Raw genomic sequence first — 23,246 nt, forward strand, 5'->3', positions numbered from 1 at the left:
GCGAAGATTTAGGAATGCGATTAATTGCCAAAAGTTTCTGTCTTTGTCCTTAACTATCCATATTTGCTTTGGAAGAAGTGCCCATAATTTAAGAAACTGACGCTAGGAGAACTTATAAATACCAAGCATTGGCTGTTTAGCTTCAAAGTGCTTAACCATAGGAAGATTCTATCTAAACATAACTATTTCTCTTAAGAAATCTTTCCTTTTCCTACTTAATGTGACAACGTCGGTGGAGTTTGTTCAACGCTCAATTTTGATTTAATTCTTACTGTGTGGGGGGAGTTATTTGGGAAACGAGATTGTAATATTTCTAGCGCTTGTTTTAAGTAGTTAATTAATTGATTTTTAAAATCCTTTTCTAGTTTTATGTTTCCTTCATTCTGAGCTACCACGGACTTTTTTAAGTATAATTCTGACAAATTTTCTAGACACTTATAGCTATCGGGGTGATTATTTTGGCGAAATATACGACAAGCTTCATTGAAAAAACGTTCAGAGACTTTTATGTTATTTTCAATAAAATATACCTCCCCCAAGGCATTTAAAGCATAAGCTGTTGCAATATTTGTGTTCCCATAATTTATCTGATAAATTGTTAAAACTTGTTCTAATATAACCTTAGCTTTTTTGTAATTTCCTAATTTTATATGAGCCTGACCTAATAGCATTAAAGGGTAACAAGCATAAATATAATTTTCATGAAAGTGAGTTTTGTATTTTTTAGTAATTTGTGCAAATAATTGATAGTTTTTTTCATCCTCTGATGAAGAAAGGGGCTGAAGGTATGTAAAAACCCAATCTTGCCCTAGTTCATCAGGAAAGTAAGAAGCATAAATCCTAAGGCTTTCCTCTAATGCATCTTTGGCTTTTTTAGAATCATCAAGCTTTATATAGATATCTCCTAAATGCTCCAAAGCCCAAGCAATATCAAAATGAATATCAGAACACTCTTTTTTGAATGCATCAAGACTTCTTTCCATAATAACTTTGGCTTTTTCATAATCTCCTATTTCTCTATCAATAATAGCTAATTGCCCATGTACCCAAGCCGCATAATTATCATTGTCAGAAAAATGTTTTTTATGAAGACTAAGCCCCTCCTGAAATAGATCTTTAGCTACCTCATAATTCCCCAAAATTCTTTCAATAATTCCTAAATATACTAAGAAAAACGCATGGTTTAGGGCAGATTGCGGGTAATATTTTTTATAAATAGATATGCTTTGTTCTAAGAGTTTTTTGCCTTTAATGTAATCTCCCAAATCCCTATAAACATTCCCTAGGTAACCTATAAACAAAGCAGTAAGAGTTGGTTTTTCATTATGTAACTTATTTAGCTGTAAAAGGCTTGCTTCGAAGAGATTTTTTGCCTTTTTATTATCCCCAAAAAAATAGTTGATAACACCTAGAACGCCTTTTACCTCTCCCTCTACCTCAGAGGTTAATAGGTGTTTATGATTTAAGAGTTTTTCCAAATGCCCAGCCAGGACTTGCATCTTGGGGACATCTATCTCTTTTATTATCTTATCTATCCCGTAATTTACTAATTTTTCTGAAATACATTTTATTAGCTCTTTATTTTTTTCCAGTCTTAATATTTTAGTTAGATAAGATAAACTGATGGCTTGTATGCTTCGATGAATTGAAACTGATAGATTAGGGGAAGAAGAATTTTCTTGTTCATTTATGATCAGAGAATATTTTTTTAAGTTATAAACAAAGCTGCTAACCTGCAAGCTATTTTTAAAATTACTTAATAAATCTCTTGGGATATTTTGAGAATCAAGTAAACTAATAGTCAACAAAAGCTCTGCAAAATCTTCATGTTTTTTTATAATTTCTTGTAAAGCTACGATAATTATTCCGTTTCTGCTTTTTGTATAGTCACCTATCTCATTTAAAATATTTTCTTGTAAGCTTGTAAAATCCTTATTAGATTGCTCCAAATTTTCTATATAAGATACGTACGACATTTTTGTAGCTTTTAAATAATAAGCTGCAATCGATATATCTAAAGGGAAAGGAGGGATTTTTTTTAAAAACTGATTTATTTCTTTAGTTTGATTAAGTGTAGAAGGATACCCATCTGTATTGGACATAATTTTCTTAAAAAGATTGAACCGCTGCTGGTCGTCTAGTTCAGGCATAATAAGGACATAATTAATATGTTTATTGTTTTCAATGTTATTATCCCGCGTCGTTAAAATAATCTTTCCCTGTCCCCATGTATGGGATTCATAAGGAAAATGCTTTTGGATATCTGTAAATACCTCTACGTTATCGTAAATTAAAATCCAATTTGACTGAGATTTTAGATGTTCTTTTACAAATAAAATAATTCTTTCTTCTTTTTCTAATGGGTCTTTGATTTCTTTAATCCTTGCTAAAGTTATTTGGTCCAGCTCTCTTTTTGCAAGAACTTGCGCGAGCTTTTCAAATGACGTATTAAGGTTTTCCCGTGTTTCTGCGTTAATTTCCCATACGATATCTGCTATATGCATACGTGCATACTGGCGTGCTAGAGTAGTTTTTCCTGAGCCTCCCATACCTACAAGAGCTACAGACTGAATACCACTTTGCCCTTTAAGCTTATTATCAATTTGGTTGATGAGTTCAGGGCGGTTAAGAAAAACTGATTCTTTAGGGATAATCAAATCCGGCTGAGAATGAAGGTGTTTATGGCCTTTTTTATCCCATTGAAAAGCAAGGAGCACGCTGCTGATAAGCCCAATGACAAAAAAAGCTGCTAAAAAATAAGCTTTTATTGGATAAACAAACAACCTTTCTAGTTTTTTATCACTAAGGGAAATCTGTGGTAGTTTGTCTTCAGGAAATATCTTTTTCTCTTGTTCCTCAAACTCACTAATAAATTTATCTAGATTAAAATTTGGCAAAATTTGTTTGAGAATGGCATAAAAAGAGAAGTAATAACTTGCCTGTTTTACAAGATCTATATTTTTAGAGTTTACAAGGTTTTTGGGGATATTTGTATAGTTTGCGCCAAGTGGCAAAAGGCAAAGAACCTTACTTATATTTTGCGGTATTTTCTGAAAAAAAGGATAAAGTTCTTCTTCTGCCAGAAATTTAGGTAGAAAACATATCCCATAACTTGCCTTTTTTTCACGTGCAGAGGTTGATACTTTAATACCTGCGAGTTTTAGATGAGAAATAAAATGATGAAAAACACTATCTTTATTTTTAGGGTAATTTAGTGCCCAAATTAGGACTTTTTCTAGTTGTAAAAATGAAATATCTCTCAAAATCTTCTCAAAAATAGTATTAATTCTTAAAAGTGAATAATATTGCCTCATACGTGGGAGTTTTTCAGAGAATTCAATAAAGTCGATAATTCTTTCACGTGAATTACATTCAATTTTTGACATTATATTGCGAACATGGGTTTCAACAGTTCGTGGATCAATAGATAAAAAAGAGGCCGTCTTACTTGTCCTTCTTGCATTTAAAAGACAAGCCATCACATCGATTTCACGCTTAGTAAAATGGATATCATTAATACTTGATAAGTATTCCAGATAAAAATCTTGGGGCAACATATTTTGTTTATTTTTCATGAAATAAATGAGCTCACTAGGCTTACTCTTTATATTTTTTTATTATCTAGATGTGATTAAGCATCCATCTTAATTTTTAATTGGAACCCTAAAAAAGAAATTTCTTTTTGTAAACGTGATTTATGTCCATTATCTATCTACGTATTTTCTACACAGATAAGAGCAACTAAGCACTGATTTTCATTCAAAATCATAAGTGTTTCCCTTTATTCTTCATTCTCCAAGTCTATTTTTAGCTAGTTACTAAGTTTTTACGGATGTTCTTGGGGTTTCGAAATCATCTATGTATTTTGCGTAACCTTATCTCATCGCGCTCTCTATCCAGATCAGGTTATAGCAAATTTTCGGTGATAGAGAGGATTAAAAACTTTAAAGGAGTCAAAAATGGAAAATATTGAAATTAATGATACTGAGTATGGAATCACTTTAGAAGCAAGCGCTTCAACTTTAACTCAAGGTAGGCTGGGTGGAGACAGCGAGGGAAATTCCCATTATCCATTGCAGAGATAACTCAAGAAAACTAATGCGATCATAGAAGACCCTATGCTTGTTTTCAAGATACTCAAAACTGTTAGATACATTAAATAGTTGGAGAAAAAAATGGAAAATATTGAAATTAATGATACTGAGTATGGAATCACTTTGGTAGCAAGCGCTTCTACTTTAACTCAGGGTTCCAAAGGGGGCGACCCCTCAGAAGGTTCTGGGGCTTATTACACTTATGTCTAGCTAGCTAACAGGCATTACTTTTTCAAAAAAGTAATGCCTGGTTTTAAGGGTACTAAATTATGTATTACCATTTACAAGATCATATTTATGTCTCTCAATTTCGAGATGAATTTATTCTTTTGGATTCAAAAGCTGATAAATATGTTATTTATCCCCCCCATTTTTCTAAATTATTTCAAAGCTTTTTTCAAGAGCTCACGTCTCATCCTCAAGACTCGCCTCATATCCAAAAACTTCTAAATAACCATATTATTCAAACTAAAGAACATCCATATCCTTTTTACATTGATCGTAAGCTTAATTCGAACGGGGTTTCAAATGTGGATTGGCGGTTACCTCTGACAAGCAAAGAGGTAAGGTTAAACGCCCAAGTATTAAAAGTCCTTATGACTCTTATTAAAGTTAATTTTTATATAATGTTTAAGGGACTATACGCAACGATTCAGCTGATAAAAAAATCTCGTAAGAACCATCTAACATACACCATCCCTTCAGAAGAGGAGCTAAATAACTTGGCAAATATGGTCAATAAGGCCTGCTTTTTGTATCCAACCAGAACAAAATGCTTAGAATGGGCGATAACTTTTGTCCTCATTGCCCTGGAAAAAGGATGGAAATGCAATTTAGAAATTGGAATACAAAATTATCCGTTTTTTGCCCATGCATGGGTTGAATGTGATGGAAAAACTGTCACAGATTCGCCAGATTTAAGAGAAGGCCTTGCCATTATTCTAAACGAACCGTTTAGGAGATTAAAGCCATGATTTACGCAGGCCTTTTAAAATTTGGCTCACTGCCGCTGACCGAAAAAAACTTACAAGAAGCTGTTGAGTCTTTTACCCAAGATTCGCCTTCCGTTATACGAAAAGGTTCTCTTGTTCTATGCTATGGCAAACTCTCCAATCTCCAAGATATGGATGCTGTTTGGGAGAATGCTTTATCACTCCTTATTGGCCGCGTTTTTGACAAAGAAAACTCCTTTGCATTACGGAAAGAAACATTTAGAGAATTATCTCTTTTAAATGGGGAAGAAATTTTGGAAAAAGTATGGGGAAAATATGTCTATATTAATGCAAATGAAACTGCCACTCAATTTAACATTGTTATTGATTCGACGGGGCAGCTTCCTTTCTTCTATTATCCCTTTCCAGATGGAAGTCTTTTATTTGCTTCTGATATAGACATTCTTTTTAAGGTCCTACGTCAAAAACCAGAATATAATTGGGATTACCTATGTTCTTATCTTGTCTATGGTAATAATAGTTCTATTCAGACGCCTTTCAAAAATGTTTTTGAGCTTCCTCCCGCCTGCAGCTTGCAAATAACAAAGAATGAAAGAAAAACGACTCCATTTTGGAATCCTCTAAGTTTTTATAGAAACGAAGCAATACAGGAATATGACACTGTCAATGTCCTCCAGAAAACGCTAAGACCTTGGATTGAACCCTATCAATCGGTTTGTGTAAGTCTTTCAGGGGGATTGGATTCCTCTTCTCTTGTTTATTGCTTAAAAGATATTATTAAGAAAAATCAAACTTTAACAGCTTTAAATTATTTTCATTCCCAAATTAAATCCTCAAATGAGCTGGAGCATGCCCGCAAAGTCTGTGAGGAAACAGGAATCGATCTTATTGAAGTTGATGTTTCAAATTCTCTGCCTTTTGATTCTCCGCGGAACAAACAACCTTTAAAACCAAATAAGCCTTTTGCAGGAATGGTTAGCCTAAGGTGGTTGGAAACAATACTTGCTGCTCTTCCAGACAACGAATCATTTACCTTTATAAGCGGCCATGGTAGTGATCATATTTTTATGCGTCCTCCTTCAAAAAAAGCACTCTCCGACTATATTATAGAAAAAGGCTTACAAGGCTCTACACAGGAACTTAAAAATCTTTCCCAATTTTATAGGGATTCATTTTTTCCTATCATCAAAGAAAATGTCACTAGCTTGTTTTCTTATGTCTTTGGTAGAAAAAAAGACAGGGTATCTTTGAAGGAAAAATTAAAGGATATCCCTAGCTGGATTAACAAAGAGATGATTCTCAAAGTTCTCGATACTCATCCAATTTATAATAATCTTTCATCCAAAGTTCTTCCTGGAAAATATGAACAGATCGATGCTTTGTACGAAGGAATTGCGTCAATTCATCTGGAACTAATGCATCAAGCTGACCCAGCTTTTTATCCTTTTCTTTATCAACCTATCGTAGAATTTGCTTTATCCTTTCCTACTTACAAACTTTTTGATGAAGGCTATGATCGCTACCCTCTCAGAAAGGCTGTTAATGATAATTTCAAAACAGAAACTGTTTGGAGGAGAGATAAAGGTCAAACCACAGGTTTATTTCAATTGGGAGTTAAAAAAAATCTTGAGCGAGTTCTCGATATTTGCTTGGAAGGATATTTTGTAAAACAAGGATATATCGATAAGAAAGGTTTACATCAAACGATCATCCGTATTGGAAACGGTGATGTAAAGAATTTGTGGGCATTTATGCATCTAGCCTCTCTTGAAATTTTCTTAAGGTTTTGGGAGGAGAGGTCATTATGATTAATAAAACCCGGTATAAACACTATTGGGCATGCTTGAGCTCTATACTGTTAAAAACCTTTGAAGATAAGCATATCCTTATCCATCTTTTCTTAAGCATTATATTTCTCGTTATTGGGATTATTTCTACGATAGCTGTGCCTTTCATGCTGAAAAAGATTATTGAGTCTTTTTCTTCTTCAGAGATAGGGTCCATTACTTTAATTTTGTTAGGTTATGGTGCTATCTGGATGATAAGTCAAGCATCTCTTCATTTAAGAGCCATCTTTACCTATCGAATTGAACAGCGTATTACATTCGTTTTAGGTTTAAGAGTCATTTCCCATATCTATACTCTTTCTCATAGCTATTTCCTGGACCAAAAGCCAGGGGCATTAACAAATGTAATTCGGAGAGCTCAAACAGATGTACCTTCGATTATCTTAGGTGTCTTCTTTCATGTTCTTCCCACTATTATTGAGTTTTTGTTTGTTCTTGTTCTTATCTCAAGTCTTTATCCCCCTATTTATACTCTTATGCTTGCGGGAACGCTGGTTGCATTTTTTATTTATACGCTTATATCTATGAAGTCCATTTTAAATGACCGCCAAATTGCCAATGAAATCGACAAAAATACAGAAGGGGTTGTGATAGATTGGCTTTCTAATTATGAAGCCGTTAAGGTGTTTGGAAGGCATGAGTTAGCAATCAACGTCTGTGAAAAAGAATTAAAAAAACGAGAAACAGCTGAAGTCAAATTTCTGACAAAGTTTAGTACTGCTCGTTTGGGACAATCTATAATTCTAGGACTTGGGCTTTCTTTCCTTACTTATTTTGTGGCTGTAGGGGTTCTACAAGGCACACTAACAGTTGGGGATTTTGTCCTTTTTAACGGATATATATTACAATTCATTCTACCTATCAGCATCTTAGGTCAAATTATACAGGATATAAAAAAAGCTCTTTTGGATATGAAAGGGATCATTGACATTCTCCTCACTACAAGTGAAATCAAGGAGACTCCCCATCCATTGCGACTATCAGGTAATTCGTTTGATGTTGAGTTTAAAGATGTCACTTTTATGTATAAAGACAGAGTTATCTTAGATAAGGTTTCTTTCGAAATAGAGTCCGGAAAAACTCTTCTTATTTTAGGGGAAACAGGTAAGGGTAAATCTACCCTTGCAAAGCTCCTTCTAAGATTATATGACTCTACCAAAGGCCAAGTCCTTATTAACCAAACAAACATTAAGCATCTATCTTTTCAATCCCTCTATGAAATCATAGGTTGGGTTCCTCAAGAAACCTACTTATTGAATGATACTATTAAAAATAATATTCTTTTTGTTCAGCCTGATGCCTCTCTTAAAGATATTGAGCTTGCTTTAGAGAGAGCATGCCTCCTAGATTTCATAGATTGTCTTCCTGATGGTATTCATACGATTGTTGGGGATAAAGGTCTTAAACTTTCAGGGGGAGAAAAGCAACGACTCGCTATTGCGCGTCTTTTTCTCAAAAAACCCAAAATATGTATTTTCGATGAAGCTACTTCTTCTCTCGATAAAAATACAGAACTCCTCATTCAAAACAATGTTGAAACTTTTCTTCCTGATATGACCAAAATTATCATCACCCATCGACCTTTTATGATTAATAAAGCTGATAAAATTATTTCGTTAAATAATGGGGGTATTTCTCAAACAGTACCCCCATCCTTTAACAGCTGCGAAGCCCAAGTGGCTTATCAATCTCAAAAAACAACTAACAATTATTGGAGATCAAAATGAAACCTCAATTACGCTATCTTTTAACAAGTCTGTTCTTTATTCCCTATTCTGCCTTATCAAATGATACCGTTAGTCCATATATTGATGTTTTTGATGAATCTATATATGACCAAAGAAGATTAGAACAAAAGTATCGAGGATCATGGGATAATATCAAACATCTTAATGAAGAGACTATAGATAAAAAGATTCTTGAACTCTTTATTGATCAAAAAATTAGTTGCCTAGAAAACAAAATGTTCCCTAGATTTAAGAATGAATTCGAAACATTAAAACGTTCAATTGAAGCTGCTAAACCTACGAAAACTACAGCCGTTTTAGGGATTATAGGGCGCGCTCTCTCACAAGGAACTAGCCTAGTATTATTAGGTACTACGGAAGCAACTAAGGCTGCTGCAAAATTTGCTGTAGGAGCCAGTCTATTAGGGACAGGTGTGTTATCAATACAAGATTTTTGGGATCCTGATAGTAAGAAGTTAGATTTTCAAAAAGTGTGGGATACTCTTGAAAACAAAAAGAAAGAACTTATTAGAAATATTGTTAAAGAAAATATTTCTGATTTAGAATTCACTTACGTTTTAAGGAAACGTTTTTATCCTGCAGAATTGCGCTCAAAAATTGAAGGGTCTTTACTTGGTGCTAGAAACCCTGGGCCGTTCCCTCCTTTAAGTTCGATAAGAGTTTTTTTGGAAAATTGTTTAGATTTTCCAATTCAAAAAAAAGTCATAGAGTTTAATTCTGATTTTTGGAATCTTAATGCAGATTCTTCAAATTCCACCGCTTTGACACACAATCTACGTTCTTATCACAATCTATGTTCTTATAACGAGGAAACCAAAGAGGAGTTTAAAAAACTGATTTCACAACTTATTGCTTCTTCCCAAGATACGGTTGAAACCCAAAATACAGCTGACACTGAATCTAAACGAGCATTTTACTTTTTTGGCGGGCCTGGGGTTGGAAAAACTACTGCCGCAGAAGAAATATTAAATCATCTAGGATTACCTTTTTTTGTAACTCCTATAAGGAGTGGACGAGACATTTCTCAATCATCTCTAGAAGGTCAAGGATATTCAAGCCAGAATTCAAATCTTGGTTATATTGTGCAAGCATTGTTGCGAGGGTGCAAAGAAAGAGAACAAGATGAGATTAAACGATTCGAGATTTCAAGTGATAAAGCATTTAAGCATACTTCTAACGTACAGTACGTATTCTATGTAAAAATAAAAAAGGTACGAGAAACCTATTCAAACACAATCATTATTCTTAATGACTTTGATCGCCTTTTATTAGATCCGGGAACAGCAACACAGACACTTGCAATGTTATTGGATTATTTAGACCCTAAAAAAGCAACATTTTTTAGTCCCTATTTTGATCGATATGTTCCAATAAAAGATTTAATATTTATTATTACCGCTAATAATGAAATACCTAAACCAGAATTATCTAAAAATTCCATTGTCCCTATACTAGATCTCATGCAAACACTCGTCAAAGATGATCAATCAACACAAGATGATCGATCAACACAAGATGATCAATCAATAATAAACAGGAAAAAAGTTTGTATTTATAAAGAATTGGCAAAACTTGAGTTAAAAGGGAATGGCCTTCAAAATAAAACGGAGGCAAAAGAACGGGCAAAACAATATTTGGAAGATGCTGAGAAGCTTGGTGACGAAGAAGCTACTGGCCTCTTAAATGCAATGAAATTCCTTGATAAGCACTTTCCATCATTAACAGATTATAAAGAAACAATAGAGACAAACTCTGATCCCTTCAAGGCTCTAAGAGATCGTGTTATAGAAAACAAGTGTACAGGACTTGGAGATGATGCTAAAAACGCAACTCTAAAACGTTTTATGGATGGTATGTTAGAGAAGTACAAGCTAGACATTAGTGAGGATGAAGAGATATCTATATTAGAACAAACAGCAAAGACACAGTCAATTCGCAATGCAAAAACAATAATAGAAAACGAAATTTTACAAAAAAGAATAAGAATAAGAATAGGATTAGAAACAAAAGGTAAAGAAAAAGAAGCGACTTCATCTAATAATCCACAAGGACTCGCTTCTAATGATACACAAAACTCGCCTAACAACTCTCCCTCTCCAATGGAAATAGAAGAATATCATAAAGAGTTAGTGAACCAAAACTTACCTAATCTTGAAATGGACAAAGATTTACAAAACAAAATTGGTACACTTTATAAAATAGCCGGAGAACTAAATTCTTTAGGTTCAGCCAGTGAAGAGGAACAGATAAACGCTATAAACAATCTTTTGGGAGGAGAAAAATATGTACTAAAATTTATCCCTATGCATAAAATCGTCTATATGCCCTTTATCGACTATAGCCCCTATGCACCACTGATTGAAAGTCTTTATAAAACAGAAAGTATACCGGTGCTAGATCGATCTAAGCTAGTAAAAGAGTCAACTGCCGATAACAATAACCCAACTACTAATAATTCAAATGTTAATGAAAATGCTTTAGGAGCCTTTAAAAATCGTATGAATCGATTTGATACTGACCAGAAAAAGGCCAAAGTATTCATGTACCATCTTGAATTGGTTAAATCAATAGCAATCAAGCTTTTAAAACTTGAGAAAGTTGAGCAGCCATATAAGCAAATAACGAAAAATGCGAACCAGAAGGAAAAAATTCTCTCTTTCTGTTATCATTTAGAAGTTCTTAAGGAACAAGGAGAAACTACTCTAAATGCAATAGATAAGAATTCACGCCACTACACAAGTTGTAAAAATGCCTATAATGAGTTTGTATCTTGGTTTACAAATAAAGGTGCCCCTGTTACCTGTAGTGATGTGATTAAATCTTATTTTAATCTGTCCGAGCAACCAACCCCCTCTGCAGCTGATGCCTCCAAAAAAGAGGAGACAAACTCCTCCGCAAAAGAAAAAAAGACAGAGGAGAAAGAAGGCCATTGTGAGACAGTGCAATAAATAAACATTGGTAACCCCCAGCTATGTTGGGGGACTCATGAAATTGGATTAATAGGTTTTGTCTTTCATTAAACCTTGCCCAGTAAAAAAATGGGCTCTAATGCTGATGTTGTATAACATAGGGTTAAATCCCATAAAGGTATGCAAACCGCCACGTGAACTTAACAATAGCCTTAGATACATTGATTGATGAGTGATTTTGATTCCCCCATTTTAACGAGATTTTAAGCTCGTAATTTTTGGGGGCAAATATTAAAGGAATCAGAGAGTTTCTCATCTGAAAAATCATATTCTCCAAGCATATTAACGTGGGCCCAAGACATGACAGAATGCGTTGAAATTGCTGTGATAAGTGCTTTTTGTTGTTTTGGCTGATCTTCAATGCGTTCAAGTTTGTCGGATAGATATAAGTAATTCCAGTTCTCACGGAGCTCAGATTTCTGACACCAGAGGTGTGAGGCTTTTGCTGATCCGACTTTAGAGGGCTTTTCCTTTATTGGAGACTTTAGCACCGCTTTTTAAATTGGTTTCCTTAATTTGGCTATGCTCCGCGCTGAGCAGCTCAGATTGATTGATCCAAGTTTCCTTTACTCCGACTTCTCCTTGATGGTCTGGAAAACCCTTCTGAGCTGTTAATAGTATATTATCAATTTTTGTGATTTGGAATTTTTGTGATTTGGAAGGCTTCCGGCTCTTTCCAATGTTTTTTTACCTCGTAGTAACCTTGAAGTGGGCCCCGTATTTTATCAAGCAGAGTTTTAGATATGACAACTCTTACTCCTTTAGGCGCTACTTTGAGATAGCCCATTACAGAATCTGCAGCCAATGGATTATTGTGAATCCAGAGCTCTTGCAATGCAGTTAACTGGCTTAACCAATCAGGAAGGGTTTCCAATTTATTATTTTTAAGAAGTAAACTCTGCAGCTTGGTGTAATGCCCCCAGTTTAGCAAGCAAGTTTTAAAGGAGTCACCTGTTGTTTGTTTTTGGTTAAAAATCTCTGTTCAAAGGTATTTGGTGGTGTATAGCCGAGCGTTGAATGCAAATAAGCCGCATTGTAGTGTTCGATTCATTGGTCTAGCTTATCAATAAAAGCCGTTGGGCTAGTCCATTCCTTCAGCCAAACAAATTCTTCCTTGAGAGTACGCATAAATCGCTCAGTATCTGCATTACCTTTAGGATTGTTGTAGCTGGTGAAAGCTTGGTGAATTCCCAAAGCACGGCATGCCGCCATAAAGCTAGTAGATGTAGGCTGGCATCCATTATCAGACATCAAATGGCTATGCCCGCGCACCCCATTAGTAAATTGGCGGTTGACGGCTTTATTGAGAGCAAACAACCAATGCCAAGCTTTGGACCGTAACCCCGCATAATGAGCGACCACTTTCTTGGTGTGGCAATCAATGACAATGACCACATAGACCCAGCCAAAACCATCTATCATAACCTTGGTCATGTCGATTCCTCACCATTGATTGGGGTGAGTTGGCTTTGGCTTTTTAGTATCTGCGCGGCGAATAGCTTTGAGTTTCAGGTTCTTCTTCACTTGCAGATTATGTTGCTTCAGCAGCCGTTCGACTCTGTGCTTGCTGATCTTTAACCCATCCACATAAGTCATATGGGCCCATACACGGCGGTATCCCCAGAAAGGATGGCCCGCGACTTGAGTTGGCATATCCGCTCGACAAATGGGATGTTTCGAATCTCAACAGCTGTATAGGTGCCACGCTTTTTCATGACCATCCCTCGCTTTTTTTAACTCCAAGGTGAGTTCACCTACAAGGCCCTTTAAGCTTTTGGTTCTCACATTCCAGCCGTGCCTGCTTCTGGCTAACTTTCTCAACCTCAAGACTTTAGAAGCGTTTGCTAGAAATTGATCTTTCCATTGATAATACTGGAATTGGTTGATTCCATGCTCATTACAGATGGAGGCAACTGATTATCCTCTTAAACCGGAGAGGACAATCATTGCTTTCTTTTCGCTTGTCCATTGGCGTCGCTGCATTTTCGTCTTCCTTTTGTTGTTTAAATCAACAGAAAGAATCCTTTATTTCAACGCTTTTCTAAACTAGGGGCAGTATAGTGCAAACATACCAAAGACAAGTTTACCGTGTGGAGTTGTCGTATCCAAATGCAACGGGCCCCTTATTTGTTTCTCCTTTTCTCTTGTCGGCTAATGGCTATTTTCTATCCTATTTGTTCAAGCGTTTATGTGAACGCTGCTGTAAGAGTTTGAGAAAAACTTGGTAAGCTTTATTGTAACTTCTCAGCTTGTCTGCGATCATCACGCAAGGAAAGATAAGAAATCCCCAGCCTATACAACTTTTTGGAAAGAGCTGCCTATCGTTCTGACAAAATAAAAGAATCCAAAACTTTCAAGAATGTCTCATTTAGACTGTTTCCTGATATTGAATAGGAGGTAACATGATAGTTGGTGCCCATTCGCTTTTGGGAAGATAGTCTTTTTCTTAAAGGCTGTTGGAGTTTCGTGTTTAAGCTTTCCATGGAATCAAAGGGGTAGTTTCTCACTTGTGTGACTTTGCCAATACGGCCGTAAGCTATCGTTAAAAGCCAACTACCAAAGAGGTCTTTACCTACATACAATTCATATTGCCGGAAAACATTCTTCTCGCTATTGATTGCCTACAGATGGATATTTAATAAAGCAAGCATGTTGAGAAAACCTCTCTTTAAAGCTTATACAAGGTCTCAAAGTTATCCACAGAAAATGTTAATAACTAAGTATTTCTAGATTTACTCTTAATCTATAAGTAAATGAATTTATACAGCTTATTTCTCTCGTAGCGACTTCAGTAACACTGTATTTATGAGAAAAAGTGATTGTTTATAGCCTATGAAAAAAATTAGGATAAGGCTTTCAAATGTCCTTCCAGCATAGACCAGCGTTTTTGGACATTTTTGTTGTTGACCGAAATCGCCAAGGCCTTTTTCTGCCCTACAAGGATCACTAGTTTTTTGCCTCGGGTAATCCCTGTATAAACCAGGTTCTTTTTCAGCATGGGATAGTGTTGGGTAAGGAGCGGAATAATGACAACGGGGTATTCAGAACCTTGAGATTTATGAATAGTCATTGCATAGGCCAAGATAATTTCATCCAGCTCGTGCATGTCATAGGCAACTTTTTTTCCTTCAAAATCGATCAGAACCTCTCCTCCTTCCTCATTAATTTGTTGGATGATCCCAATATCGCCGTTGTAGACTTCTTTTTGATAATTGTTCTCAATCTGCATCACTTTATCTCCTACGCTGTACCAAGAACCAAATTTCTGTAAACTCTTTTCTGAAGGTGGGTTTAAGGCTTTTTGAAGTTCGATATTGAGGCTGCGTGTCCCAACCATGCCGCGTGTCATTGGGCAAAGAACCTGGATATCGTTGAGTGGCGAGTAACCCAATTTGCTGGGCAGTCGCCTTTGGACGAGCTCAACAATTGTAGTGAGAGCTTTCTCCGGTTCTTCACACTCAATAAAGAAGAAATCTGAATCAGCGCCATAGCCTTTGAGGGGCGGTATCACTCCTTTATTAATACTTTGAGCCACAGAGATAATTTTACTGGAAGCTGCTTGGCGAAACGTTTCGGCGAGATGGATAAAGGGGATAGCCCCTGAGGCAATCAAATCAGCTAAAATTTGCCCTGGGCCAACGGAAGGAAGCTGATCTTGATCGCCCACCAAAATAAGAGCAGCCTGGTCGGGAATTGCTTTCAGAAGAGCATTCATGAGAGAAACATCAACCATGGACACCTCATCAATAACAACCACATCACAGACAAGAGGAGTATTGTTATTGTGGGCAAAGAAACCTGTTTCTGGAATGATATTGAGGAGTCGGTGAATTGTTTTTGCTTCGAACCCTGTGGCCTCTGTCATTCTCTTGGCTGCTCTTCCCGTCGGGGCACATAAAGCCAGCTCCATTTTTTGAGCATGGAGAATTTGTAAGATAGACCGAAGAAGCGTTGTTTTGCCGACCCCAGGCCCCCCTGTTACAATGGTTACTTTGTGTGTGAGAGCTTTGTTGAGCGCCTGTTTTTGAGATTGAGAAAGAGTAATACTATTTTTTTCTTCCACCCAACTGATGACATTCGGAATATCAATATTTAGCCAGGGAGCTGGTGTTGACTGAAGCTTGTGCAGCTTTTCAGCAATTCCTTTTTCGGCTTGGTAAAGTCCGCTCAAGAAAACACAAGAGGTATCCCTAATGAAATCCTGGATAAGGGTTCCTTCCTGGAGCTCAAGATCTAAAGCCGTCTCGAGAATATCTCCGTTAATTTCAAGAAGTGTTTGTGCCGATTCCAGCAAGTTGGGAACGGGAAGACAGCAATGGCCTTCGTCCATTGCTGTTGCAAGCGTATGATTCAGTCCTGCTCTTGCCCGAATAAGGGAGTCCTGGGCAATGCCAATCTGCATGGCAATGGTATCAGCGATGATAAAACCAATCCCCCTGATGTCGCGCGCAAGTTGGTAAGGATTACCTTTTATAATTTGAACCGCCGCATTGCCATAGGTTTTATAAATGCGCACCGCTCTGGTGGTACTGACGCCATAAGAATGGAGAAACAGCATGATGGTTCTGATAGCCTTCTGGTCAGCCCAACCAGTGATAATCTTGTGGCGTCGATGGGGACCTATGCCTGGGACTTCAGATAACCGTTCAGGATTTTGTTCAATGATATCAAAAACCTCTTCTCCAAAGGCATTAACAAGGTTTTTAGCATACACCGGTCCGACACCTTTGATCATGCCAGATCCAAGATATTTCAAGATTCCGTCAAGAGTGTTGGGTGGTGTTGTTTTTAAAAGTATTGTTTTGAATTGGAGACCATGGACTTTATCTTGAAACCAACTTCCTGTGGTCTGGATCCATTCTCCTGCTGTTATAACAGGACTGGACCCCACTACGGTCACCAAGTCCCGCTGTCCCTTGACCTTCACACGAAGGACACAGAATCCATTGTCAGGATTATGATAAGTTACCTTTTCAATGATCCCCTGAAGATCTTCTGTCTGTGACGTTGATAAGGCGCCTTTTACCATGCGTTCTCTTTTATCCTTCCTCTATCATATAAGCAAAACTACAACAGGCCCAGTTATGCACAGAACCTGTGGATATGCTTGTTGTTAACTTTTTGTTAACCACTCTATCTTACAGCTCACTCAACTCTTTGTTACCCTGTGCCTCTTTATTGAGCACTTGATTTTGAGAGTTAAATGGATATTTCTTTCATTTTCTGTTTCCAGGCTTGTCGTCTTTCTTTTTTCTCAGCATAGAATCGCTTTTTACGTTCAATGTATTGAAGGAGCTGTTCTTCCGCTCGCTGTTGATGCTCTGGTATAACTTCCTCGACAGGCTCTCCTTGAAGATCAAAGCGGTGTTGGGATTTTGAAAAGGGCATCGAGATATCTTGGTGCCCCAACATAATAGGCAATAGCCCAGCGAATAGCAAGCCGAGGGAAGGGCAGATCTTCTGGTAAAGTAGCAAAGATATCTTTTTCAATGCGTTTTTTTAAAGGTTTGGGTTCATCCCAATTAAAAGCAGTTTGGATAGGTATCATGCAGCCAGCCAAGCGCATTTTGTGTCTTCTCAGACCGTTGTTGTCTGGCCTCTTGCTGTTCCTTCTTTATTATGAGCGCGTGTTTTTTGGATTTAGCAGCTTTTTCTTTTTCTATCTCTTCTCGTGTTTTTTGCTGCGGTTTACTTGGTTGAGGCTTTGGTTTTTTAGGAGCTTGAGGTTGAGACACTTTTGGTGAGGCGCCCTTATCATACAAGTTCTTTATCTGTTGCAATTTTTCTTGCAGCTGGGTTGGGGTTTTTCCGTTTTCCCCAAAATTCACTGAGAGCGTTTTTTTAGATTCGGTCATTAGAAATCTCTAAAAAGGTTACTAGTTGTTGTGGTTTAAAGATAGTAAAAAGCTGCTTTTACATCACCTGTAAAATTAAGTCTCATTTTACATTTTGAGGTATCAAAGGAAGAAGATTAGGGGCTGTTCGCATTATAATCATCTCGGTATCATTACAACACAGGGAAGGCCTTCCCTTTCTGATCATCAAGTCATCTTGATAAGCCTTATATTATATGATTTTAAATAGACAAGTTGATGACGATACCCTTTGAATTGATTATGCAAGAGTTAATCTGTAAAAATCTGAATAAATTTGTAAGAGTCATTTTTTAAAGTAGATATAGCAATTTCGATCAACCATTCTTGGCTTTTATCAATAGCTTGATTATCTGCTAAAAGCTGATAAATACTATGCCAAATTTTATTGGATTGTTCTTGGAGTGTGATTTTTTCTAGCGCACTGATATATCCAGCTGCTTCGCGACCCTCAACGTTTTGAATGAGTAAATCCTTTGCAAATCTCGCTACAGCCTTTATTTTTTTAGTATCCTCAATTCTGACAAGATTTTTGATAAGTGTAACACTCTCATAACCCAACATGTCTTGTGTGACTAAATCCTTTGCAGCTCTCGATAAAGTCTTTATTTTTTTAGTATCCCCAATGTTGGCAAAAATTTTGATAAGTTTAGCTGCCCTACACTTCCCCATGTTTTGCGTAGCTATATCCTTTGCAGCTCTCCCTACAGCCTCTCTTGTCGTAGCATCCTCAATTTTAGCAAGAGCGCGGATAATATCGAGTCTATCATAATCTCCCATGTTTTGCGTGACTAAATCCTTTGCGGCTCTCGCTACAGCCTCTCTTGTTGTAGGATTCTCAATGCTGGCTAGAGCGCGAATGGTTGCAGCAATCTCATAAACCTTCATGCCTTGTGTTAAATCCCTTGCGGACCTCACCACAGCCTCTATTGTTGCAGAGTCCTCAATGCTGGCTAGAGCCTTGATAAGTGCAGCCCTTGCTTGCCCCCCCATATACTGTGTAACTAAATCCTTTGCGGCTCTCGCTACAGTCTCTCTTTTTATAGTATCCTCAATGCTCGCAAGAGCATCAATAATCGCAACAATCCCATCATCCTCCATATCTTGCGTGACCAAATCCTTTGCGAATCTCACCACAGCCTCTCTTGTTGCAGCGTCCTCAATTCTGGCAAGAGACTTGATAAGAGCAGCTCTCTTCTTCTCATAATCACTCATATATTGCGCCAATAAATCTTTTATGGATCTCACCATAACTTCTATTTTTATGGGGTCATCTATTTTGGCAAGAACGTAGATTATCGCAGCCCCATTATAGCCATCCATGTATTGCGCAAATAAATCCTTTGTGGACTTCACCACAGCCTCTCTTATTGTAAAGTCCTCAATGCTGGCTAGAGCGCGGATAATAGAAGCAATCTCAAGTCCATTCATGCCTTGCGTAATTAAGCTCCTCGCAGATCTCACCACAGCCTCTCTTGTTGTAAAGTCCTCAATGCTGGCTAGATCGCGGATGGTTGCAGCAATCTCATAAACCTTCATGCCTTGAGTTAAATCCTTTGCAGCTATTGCTACAGCCTCTATTGTTGCAAAGTCTTCAATGCTAGCTAGAGCATAGGTAATCTGACCTATCTCATATCCATTCATATCTTGCGTGAGTAAATCTTTTGTGAACCTCACCACAGCAGCTCTTTTTGTAGAATCCTCAATATTGGCAAGAACTTTGATAACTACAGTAACTTCATCACTTTCTATACATTGCTCGAACAAATCCTTTGTGGATCTCACCATAACATCCCTTGTTGCAGAGTCTTCAATATTGGCAAGAACGTAGATAATCTCAATAATCTCCTCATTCTCCATATATTGTGTGACTAAATCCTGTGTGGATCTCACCACAACTTCTATTTTTGTAGCGTCTTTAATGCCGGCAAAGATATGAATAACCTTAATCTTCTCATCACCCTTCATAGTTTGCGTTAAATCCTTTGTGGATCTTGCCGCAGCCTCTCTTATTTTAGAATCCTCAATGCTAGCTAGAGCATGGATAATTGCAGCGATCTTATCACTCTCGATGTATTGCGTGATTAAATCCTTTGTAAACTTTGCCACAATCTCTATTTTTATAAGGTCATCCATTTTGGCAAGAGCATAGATACTTTGAGCCATATCCTTGTATCTGAATAAGCCGAGATTTAAGAAGTTCTGTGAGGATCTCACCACAGCCTGCTTTGTAGAATCTTTAATATTGGCCAGGGCGTCAATAATTGCGTCCCTCTTATACTGCATATTTAGGCTGAATAAATCTTTTGCAGATCTTGCTACAGTTTCCCTTTTTATAGGATCCTCAATCCTGGCAAGAGCAGTAATAATCTCATCTCTACCAATTTCCAAGTCTGCGGTGAATATCACCTTTGCATGCTTTGCTGCAGCCTCTCTTTTTATAGGATCCTCAATCTTGGCAAGAGCTGTGGCAATTGCAGCGTTCCTGTCAATCATGTCTTGGTTAAATAAATCTTTCGCGGATTTTGCCACAGCTTCTCTTTTGGTAGGGGCATCTATGCTAGAAAGAGCGGTGATAATTTTAGCTTTGCCACTATTACTCATGCTCTTTTCAAACAAAGACTGAGCAAGTATTATAACATTTTTCCTTTGATGTGGCTTAATTTCGGCAAGAGTTTTAGCAATTTCAATTCGTTCCGCTATAGATGGGTTTTCTGAAAGAATTGAGAAAAAAAGTGGATAATCTTCCTCTCTTAAGTTAATACCTTCTTCTTTCATTTCTTCTTGCAATATTTTTAATGAGAAAGTTTCTTTTTTATCAGCTTGGCTTTCTAGCTTTTGTTGCTGTTGAAAGATTGTGTTGCGCAACTTCTCTCGACTGTCTTTAAAACAGTGATGTAATAGAATCTCTCCAGTTCTCAAGTGAATAAAGTACTCTTCTAAGCCTTTGTCATCTTTAGAAATCTCATCTTCTAAACACTTACCAACTTTCACTAAATGAGATAAAAGTGCTGTGGTGTTTTGGTAGAGTGGAGACAAATTACCACTTTCTTTAACATCTTTTAAATTGCCTTTCCAATAAGTATAAAAGCTGGACAAGATGGTATTAAGCGTCTCTGGTAAATGCGCTCTATTTTCTTGACGGTTTTGTTCTGCCCTTAGTACGTGCTGCACCAAACGATGTATTGATAGAAAAGGATCACCTGGTTTTATAAGAGAAAAAGTAGATAATTGTGCAATTGTTTGTGTGAGGGTGTCTTGATCTTTTGTGCAGGCTAAGAAAACGTCAGCAACGATGTGATCTGGATCAAGGTAAGAAAAATAGAATAATAGCTGTTTTCCCAATTCTGTAATATGGTTTTTAGACATTTGTATAGTTTTGGCAACAAGATATTCGTGGGTAATTTCTAATTTATTTTCAGACTCTAAAGTATAGGGAGCTTTGAATTGTTTAAAATGGCTATCTGGCTGCTGTATAAAATGCTTTAAATAATCTTCAAATTGATAAGTGCTATTTGCTTCTTCACGTATGTAATGGATGTAAGATGCGGCATGAGACAGAGCAAGTGGAAGATTACCTAATTCTCTGGCAAGTTTTTCTGCACTTAGTCTGCTTTCTGAAGTTGGGGTTATTTCCGTTTTATCTAAAAGGTATTTAACAGACTCTTCAGGACTAAACACATCCAAATTTATGCGAGATTTCCCCCAGCCTTCCCGGCAGCGTGAAGTGATAAGGACATGTCCTCCTACTGGTATTTTTTATTTAAAAAAGGTGGATTAGGAACGTTATCATAAATGAGTAAGTAAGGTTTCTTATGCGAGAGTTTTTTCTTAAGATCCTTGTTATTAATAAGATTAATAAGAGTTGAATGAAGCTCAAAAGGGACCTTAAGGTCATCAAAAAGATCCTTAAAGGTTTCGTAAAGACCTTCTTCTGTTTCAGAAGGCAACCAGTAAATTAATTGGTACGCTTTATGTTGGCAAGCTTCATGAGCGTATTGTAAGGCCAGCGAAGTTTTTCCAATTCCTCCCATGCCAGCTATTGAAGCTTTATGGGACGCATTTGTAAGAGTAGTACTTTGATACTCCTGTAGCTGCTCCCATAATAGTGTCAAATAGCTTTTTTGTGATCCTTCAGGAAAGCTTTCAATGAATCCTTCCATAGTTGGAGCAATATATAAGTTGTTGAGTGGTTCTTCATCCGTCACTCTTTTCCAAGGTCTGACATTGGGTGTTTCTGGAGAGTGAAGGTCTGGCATTGATTTTCCAAGTCCCTGAGCAAGTTGGCGATACTCTTCTGCTTTTGCCGGGTCCTGAGTGAGTCCTGGTTTAGAGTAAAAGCGGTAAAGATATCTGATGGCATCAATACTATTTTGTTTTACTGCCTCTTCAAGAGAATCTAAGCCCTTAAAGACCTCTTTACGTCCTCCTAACCCTTCAAGAAAATACCTTCCCATCCGAAATAATATTTTAGGAGAGTTTTTAGGGTTTTCTACTTGTGTATATAGCTTAAATGCTTCCAGGTAGTTTTTCTCCGTTCCCTTTCCTTTCCAATAACAATCCGCTAATTTTAATAGGATATGATCTGGTATATACTTACCCTTTTCTTCTACCTCTTTGTGTGCTTTTTGAAAACAATCAAACGCTTCTTCATATTTGCCTTGTTGATAATAATTATTCCCTTCATTCCATAGTGTAGGCGGCATAGATTCATTTAAATGATAGCTATTTATCCACTTTACAATACGGTCAAACTTATCTTCTGTAAGACGAATACCTTTGTTTTTCACACCGCTGGGGTCACCCTCAGTATGAATGCCGATAGTATAAAAGCTTTGATTTTCTGATCTGGTAAGATTAAATCTGCCCCAAATGGCTCCTCCACTCTGTCCGAGAGATGTCGGGATGCTATATTCTATTATTTCAGATGCCATTTCACCTTCTTTAATGCGGCTCTCTTTTTCCCACATTTGGGTAGAATAATAATCTTTGCTTCCCTTATCACCGGGATAACCAGTGACTATAATTTGCTGGTTCTGAAGATAGGCATTGGGAGTGCAAAGCAATCCTGATTGTCCTGTTTCTTGACCAACTACTTGGTCTAAAATGACCATGCCAAAATCATAGTTATCCTTCTCTCTAGAATTACTTATCCATTCTTGAGAGCAAAGCAAAAGAGCGGCTTTATGACAGCCAAAAGGAAAACTATCTCCCTTTCTGCCTGGGCTAAACCAAACTTCACTGGCCCATTGCTTTTTTGTTGAATTATAAAGGTTATGACCTGCTGTTAACACATGATTTGGACCACCGAGGATGCCAGAACCAACACTAATAATGCTTTTGCCTTTACTGATACGGTCTTCAAATCGCATGAGGAGATGGCCATGGACACTATGGGGCCACTGGGAGGGATTCTGCACTTTATAGCGCGTATCAAATGCTGATGAGTAATGGGAGTCTTCCTCTTCTGTGGATCCTGTTGCTAAATCTTCTTCCTTTTTATAAGTAATTTTAGGCTGTTCATTAGATTGGGAATTTTCTTGAGAAAAAGAAGATTCTCTTTTTTGAGATGGTTGATAGCAAAATGTATATTTAAGTGTTGAGGTGCCTGTCACGAGAGTTTCTATTTTCTCAATATACTCAGGACCTTGTCCCTGTCGTAAATCATGTACCTCAGGATTATCCATGGCTTGCAGGGAAGTTATCCCTACTAGCCATGGACAGAAGAAACTACTTAACCAGATAAGACGGAAGCATAACAT

General features: G+C 37.2%; 19 protein-coding genes. 7 read left to right on the forward strand and 12 right to left on the reverse strand.

Annotation, left to right across the window (positions count from 1 at the left end):
* Positions 1-215: 215 nt before the first annotated feature.
* Positions 216-3,575, reverse strand: a complete 3,360-nt coding sequence (locus IG80_RS0103120; RefSeq protein ID WP_032112537.1) for a tetratricopeptide repeat protein — start codon at positions 3,573-3,575, stop codon at positions 216-218.
* 384 nt (positions 3,576-3,959) lie between these two features.
* On the opposite strand from IG80_RS0103120, the gene IG80_RS16490 reads away from it, so the two are divergent.
* The 6 genes from IG80_RS16490 to IG80_RS0103140 all read left to right on the forward strand — a co-directional run bounded on the left by IG80_RS16490 (position 3,960) and on the right by IG80_RS0103140 (position 11,590).
* Positions 3,960-4,085 (forward strand): hypothetical protein, encoded by a 126-nt coding sequence (locus tag IG80_RS16490; protein WP_269517045.1) that lies wholly within the window; start codon positions 3,960-3,962, stop codon positions 4,083-4,085.
* Between the two features lie 90 nt (positions 4,086-4,175).
* On the forward strand, positions 4,176-4,304 hold the full coding sequence (locus IG80_RS16495) for a hypothetical protein (RefSeq protein WP_269517046.1): 129 nt from the start codon (positions 4,176-4,178) through the stop codon (positions 4,302-4,304).
* A gap of 59 nt (positions 4,305-4,363) precedes the next feature.
* Positions 4,364-5,068: a lasso peptide biosynthesis B2 protein gene (locus IG80_RS0103125; RefSeq protein ID WP_032112538.1), complete on the forward strand. Its 705-nt coding sequence runs from the start codon at positions 4,364-4,366 to the stop codon at positions 5,066-5,068.
* Positions 5,065-6,855: an asparagine synthase-related protein gene (locus IG80_RS0103130; RefSeq protein ID WP_032112539.1), complete on the forward strand. Its 1,791-nt coding sequence runs from the start codon at positions 5,065-5,067 to the stop codon at positions 6,853-6,855. Before IG80_RS0103125 ends, IG80_RS0103130 begins: the two co-directional genes overlap by 4 nt.
* Positions 6,852-8,621 carry an ATP-binding cassette domain-containing protein gene (locus tag IG80_RS0103135; protein WP_075553144.1) on the forward strand — a complete coding sequence of 590 codons (1,770 nt, stop codon included), beginning with the start codon at positions 6,852-6,854 and terminating at the stop codon, positions 8,619-8,621. Before IG80_RS0103130 ends, IG80_RS0103135 begins: the two co-directional genes overlap by 4 nt.
* Complete coding sequence (locus tag IG80_RS0103140; RefSeq protein ID WP_032112540.1) at positions 8,618-11,590, forward strand: AAA family ATPase; 2,973 nt, start codon at positions 8,618-8,620, stop codon at positions 11,588-11,590. The genes IG80_RS0103135 and IG80_RS0103140 overlap by 4 nt, the downstream gene beginning before the upstream one ends.
* A 224-nt stretch (positions 11,591-11,814) precedes the next feature.
* On the opposite strand, the gene IG80_RS0103145 is transcribed toward IG80_RS0103140, so the two are convergent.
* The 5 genes from IG80_RS0103145 to IG80_RS16690 all read right to left on the reverse strand — a co-directional run bounded on the left by IG80_RS0103145 (position 11,815) and on the right by IG80_RS16690 (position 13,516).
* Positions 11,815-12,102 (reverse strand): Tn3 family transposase, encoded by a 288-nt coding sequence (locus IG80_RS0103145; protein WP_032112541.1) that lies wholly within the window; start codon positions 12,100-12,102, stop codon positions 11,815-11,817.
* A 134-nt stretch (positions 12,103-12,236) separates the two neighbouring features.
* On the reverse strand, positions 12,237-12,542 hold the full coding sequence (locus tag IG80_RS0103150; RefSeq protein WP_032112542.1) for a leucine-rich repeat domain-containing protein: 306 nt from the start codon (positions 12,540-12,542) through the stop codon (positions 12,237-12,239).
* 116 nt (positions 12,543-12,658) lie between these two features.
* Complete coding sequence (locus IG80_RS13050; RefSeq protein ID WP_052045945.1) at positions 12,659-13,045, reverse strand: DDE-type integrase/transposase/recombinase; 387 nt, start codon at positions 13,043-13,045, stop codon at positions 12,659-12,661.
* A 9-nt stretch (positions 13,046-13,054) separates the two neighbouring features.
* Complete coding sequence (locus IG80_RS13815) at positions 13,055-13,264, reverse strand: IS3 family transposase (RefSeq protein WP_075553145.1); 210 nt, start codon at positions 13,262-13,264, stop codon at positions 13,055-13,057.
* A 30-nt stretch (positions 13,265-13,294) separates the two neighbouring features.
* Entirely contained in the window at positions 13,295-13,516 is a 222-nt protein-coding gene (locus IG80_RS16690) for a hypothetical protein (protein WP_420887378.1), read from the reverse strand.
* A gap of 316 nt (positions 13,517-13,832) precedes the next feature.
* Between IG80_RS16690 and IG80_RS16695 the strand changes: the two genes are divergently transcribed.
* Positions 13,833-13,949 carry a DUF4113 domain-containing protein gene (locus tag IG80_RS16695; RefSeq protein ID WP_084756088.1) on the forward strand — a complete coding sequence of 39 codons (117 nt, stop codon included), beginning with the start codon at positions 13,833-13,835 and terminating at the stop codon, positions 13,947-13,949.
* Here the strand turns inward: IG80_RS16695 and IG80_RS16700 are convergent.
* From IG80_RS16700 to IG80_RS0103190, 6 genes are all read right to left on the reverse strand, one after another.
* The gene (locus IG80_RS16700; protein ID WP_156962103.1) at positions 13,930-14,229 is read right to left on the reverse strand and encodes a WGR domain-containing protein; all 300 of its coding nucleotides are present in this window, start codon (positions 14,227-14,229) and stop codon (positions 13,930-13,932) included. The two genes, IG80_RS16695 and IG80_RS16700, sit on opposite strands and share 20 nt — an antisense overlap.
* Positions 14,230-14,453: 224 nt before the next feature.
* Positions 14,454-16,640, reverse strand: coding sequence for an SF1B family DNA helicase RecD2 (gene recD2, locus IG80_RS0103165; protein WP_032112544.1), 2,187 nt, complete (start codon positions 16,638-16,640; stop codon positions 14,454-14,456).
* Between the two features lie 170 nt (positions 16,641-16,810).
* Positions 16,811-17,101, reverse strand: coding sequence for a ProQ/FINO family protein (locus IG80_RS16130; RefSeq protein ID WP_232224311.1), 291 nt, complete (start codon positions 17,099-17,101; stop codon positions 16,811-16,813).
* Positions 17,102-17,133: 32 nt separating this feature from the next.
* A complete protein-coding gene (locus IG80_RS0103180; protein ID WP_032112547.1) occupies positions 17,134-17,466 on the reverse strand; it encodes a hypothetical protein in 333 nt (110 codons plus the stop codon).
* 270 nt (positions 17,467-17,736) lie between these two features.
* Complete coding sequence (locus IG80_RS0103185; protein ID WP_032112548.1) at positions 17,737-21,171, reverse strand: HEAT repeat domain-containing protein; 3,435 nt, start codon at positions 21,169-21,171, stop codon at positions 17,737-17,739.
* A gap of 59 nt (positions 21,172-21,230) precedes the next feature.
* The gene (locus IG80_RS0103190) at positions 21,231-23,246 is read right to left on the reverse strand and encodes a tetratricopeptide repeat protein (protein WP_084756097.1); all 2,016 of its coding nucleotides are present in this window, start codon (positions 23,244-23,246) and stop codon (positions 21,231-21,233) included.

Source organism: Candidatus Paracaedibacter symbiosus (assembly GCF_000757605.1).
GTDB classification, from domain to species: domain Bacteria; phylum Pseudomonadota; class Alphaproteobacteria; order Paracaedibacterales; family Paracaedibacteraceae; genus Paracaedibacter_A; species Paracaedibacter_A symbiosus.

What these genes read in the sequence shown, in the direction of transcription:
- IG80_RS0103120 (WP_032112537.1), bottom strand. Translation starts at nt 3,575, where the DNA reads ATGAAAAATAAACAAAATATGTTGCCCCAAGATTTTTATCTGGAATAC.
- IG80_RS16490 (WP_269517045.1), top strand. Translation starts at nt 3,960, where the DNA reads ATGGAAAATATTGAAATTAATGATACTGAGTATGGAATCACTTTAGAA.
- IG80_RS16495 (WP_269517046.1), top strand. Translation starts at nt 4,176, where the DNA reads ATGGAAAATATTGAAATTAATGATACTGAGTATGGAATCACTTTGGTA.
- IG80_RS0103125 (WP_032112538.1), top strand. Translation starts at nt 4,364, where the DNA reads ATGTATTACCATTTACAAGATCATATTTATGTCTCTCAATTTCGAGAT.
- IG80_RS0103130 (WP_032112539.1), top strand. Translation starts at nt 5,065, where the DNA reads ATGATTTACGCAGGCCTTTTAAAATTTGGCTCACTGCCGCTGACCGAA.
- IG80_RS0103135 (WP_075553144.1), top strand. Translation starts at nt 6,852, where the DNA reads ATGATTAATAAAACCCGGTATAAACACTATTGGGCATGCTTGAGCTCT.
- IG80_RS0103140 (WP_032112540.1), top strand. Translation starts at nt 8,618, where the DNA reads ATGAAACCTCAATTACGCTATCTTTTAACAAGTCTGTTCTTTATTCCC.
- IG80_RS13050 (WP_052045945.1), bottom strand. Translation starts at nt 13,045, where the DNA reads ATGACCAAGGTTATGATAGATGGTTTTGGCTGGGTCTATGTGGTCATT.
- IG80_RS13815 (WP_075553145.1), bottom strand. Translation starts at nt 13,264, where the DNA reads ATGCCAACTCAAGTCGCGGGCCATCCTTTCTGGGGATACCGCCGTGTA.
- recD2 (WP_032112544.1), bottom strand. Translation starts at nt 16,640, where the DNA reads ATGGTAAAAGGCGCCTTATCAACGTCACAGACAGAAGATCTTCAGGGG.
- IG80_RS0103180 (WP_032112547.1), bottom strand. Translation starts at nt 17,466, where the DNA reads ATGACCGAATCTAAAAAAACGCTCTCAGTGAATTTTGGGGAAAACGGA.
- IG80_RS0103190 (WP_084756097.1), bottom strand. Translation starts at nt 23,246, where the DNA reads ATGTTATGCTTCCGTCTTATCTGGTTAAGTAGTTTCTTCTGTCCATGG.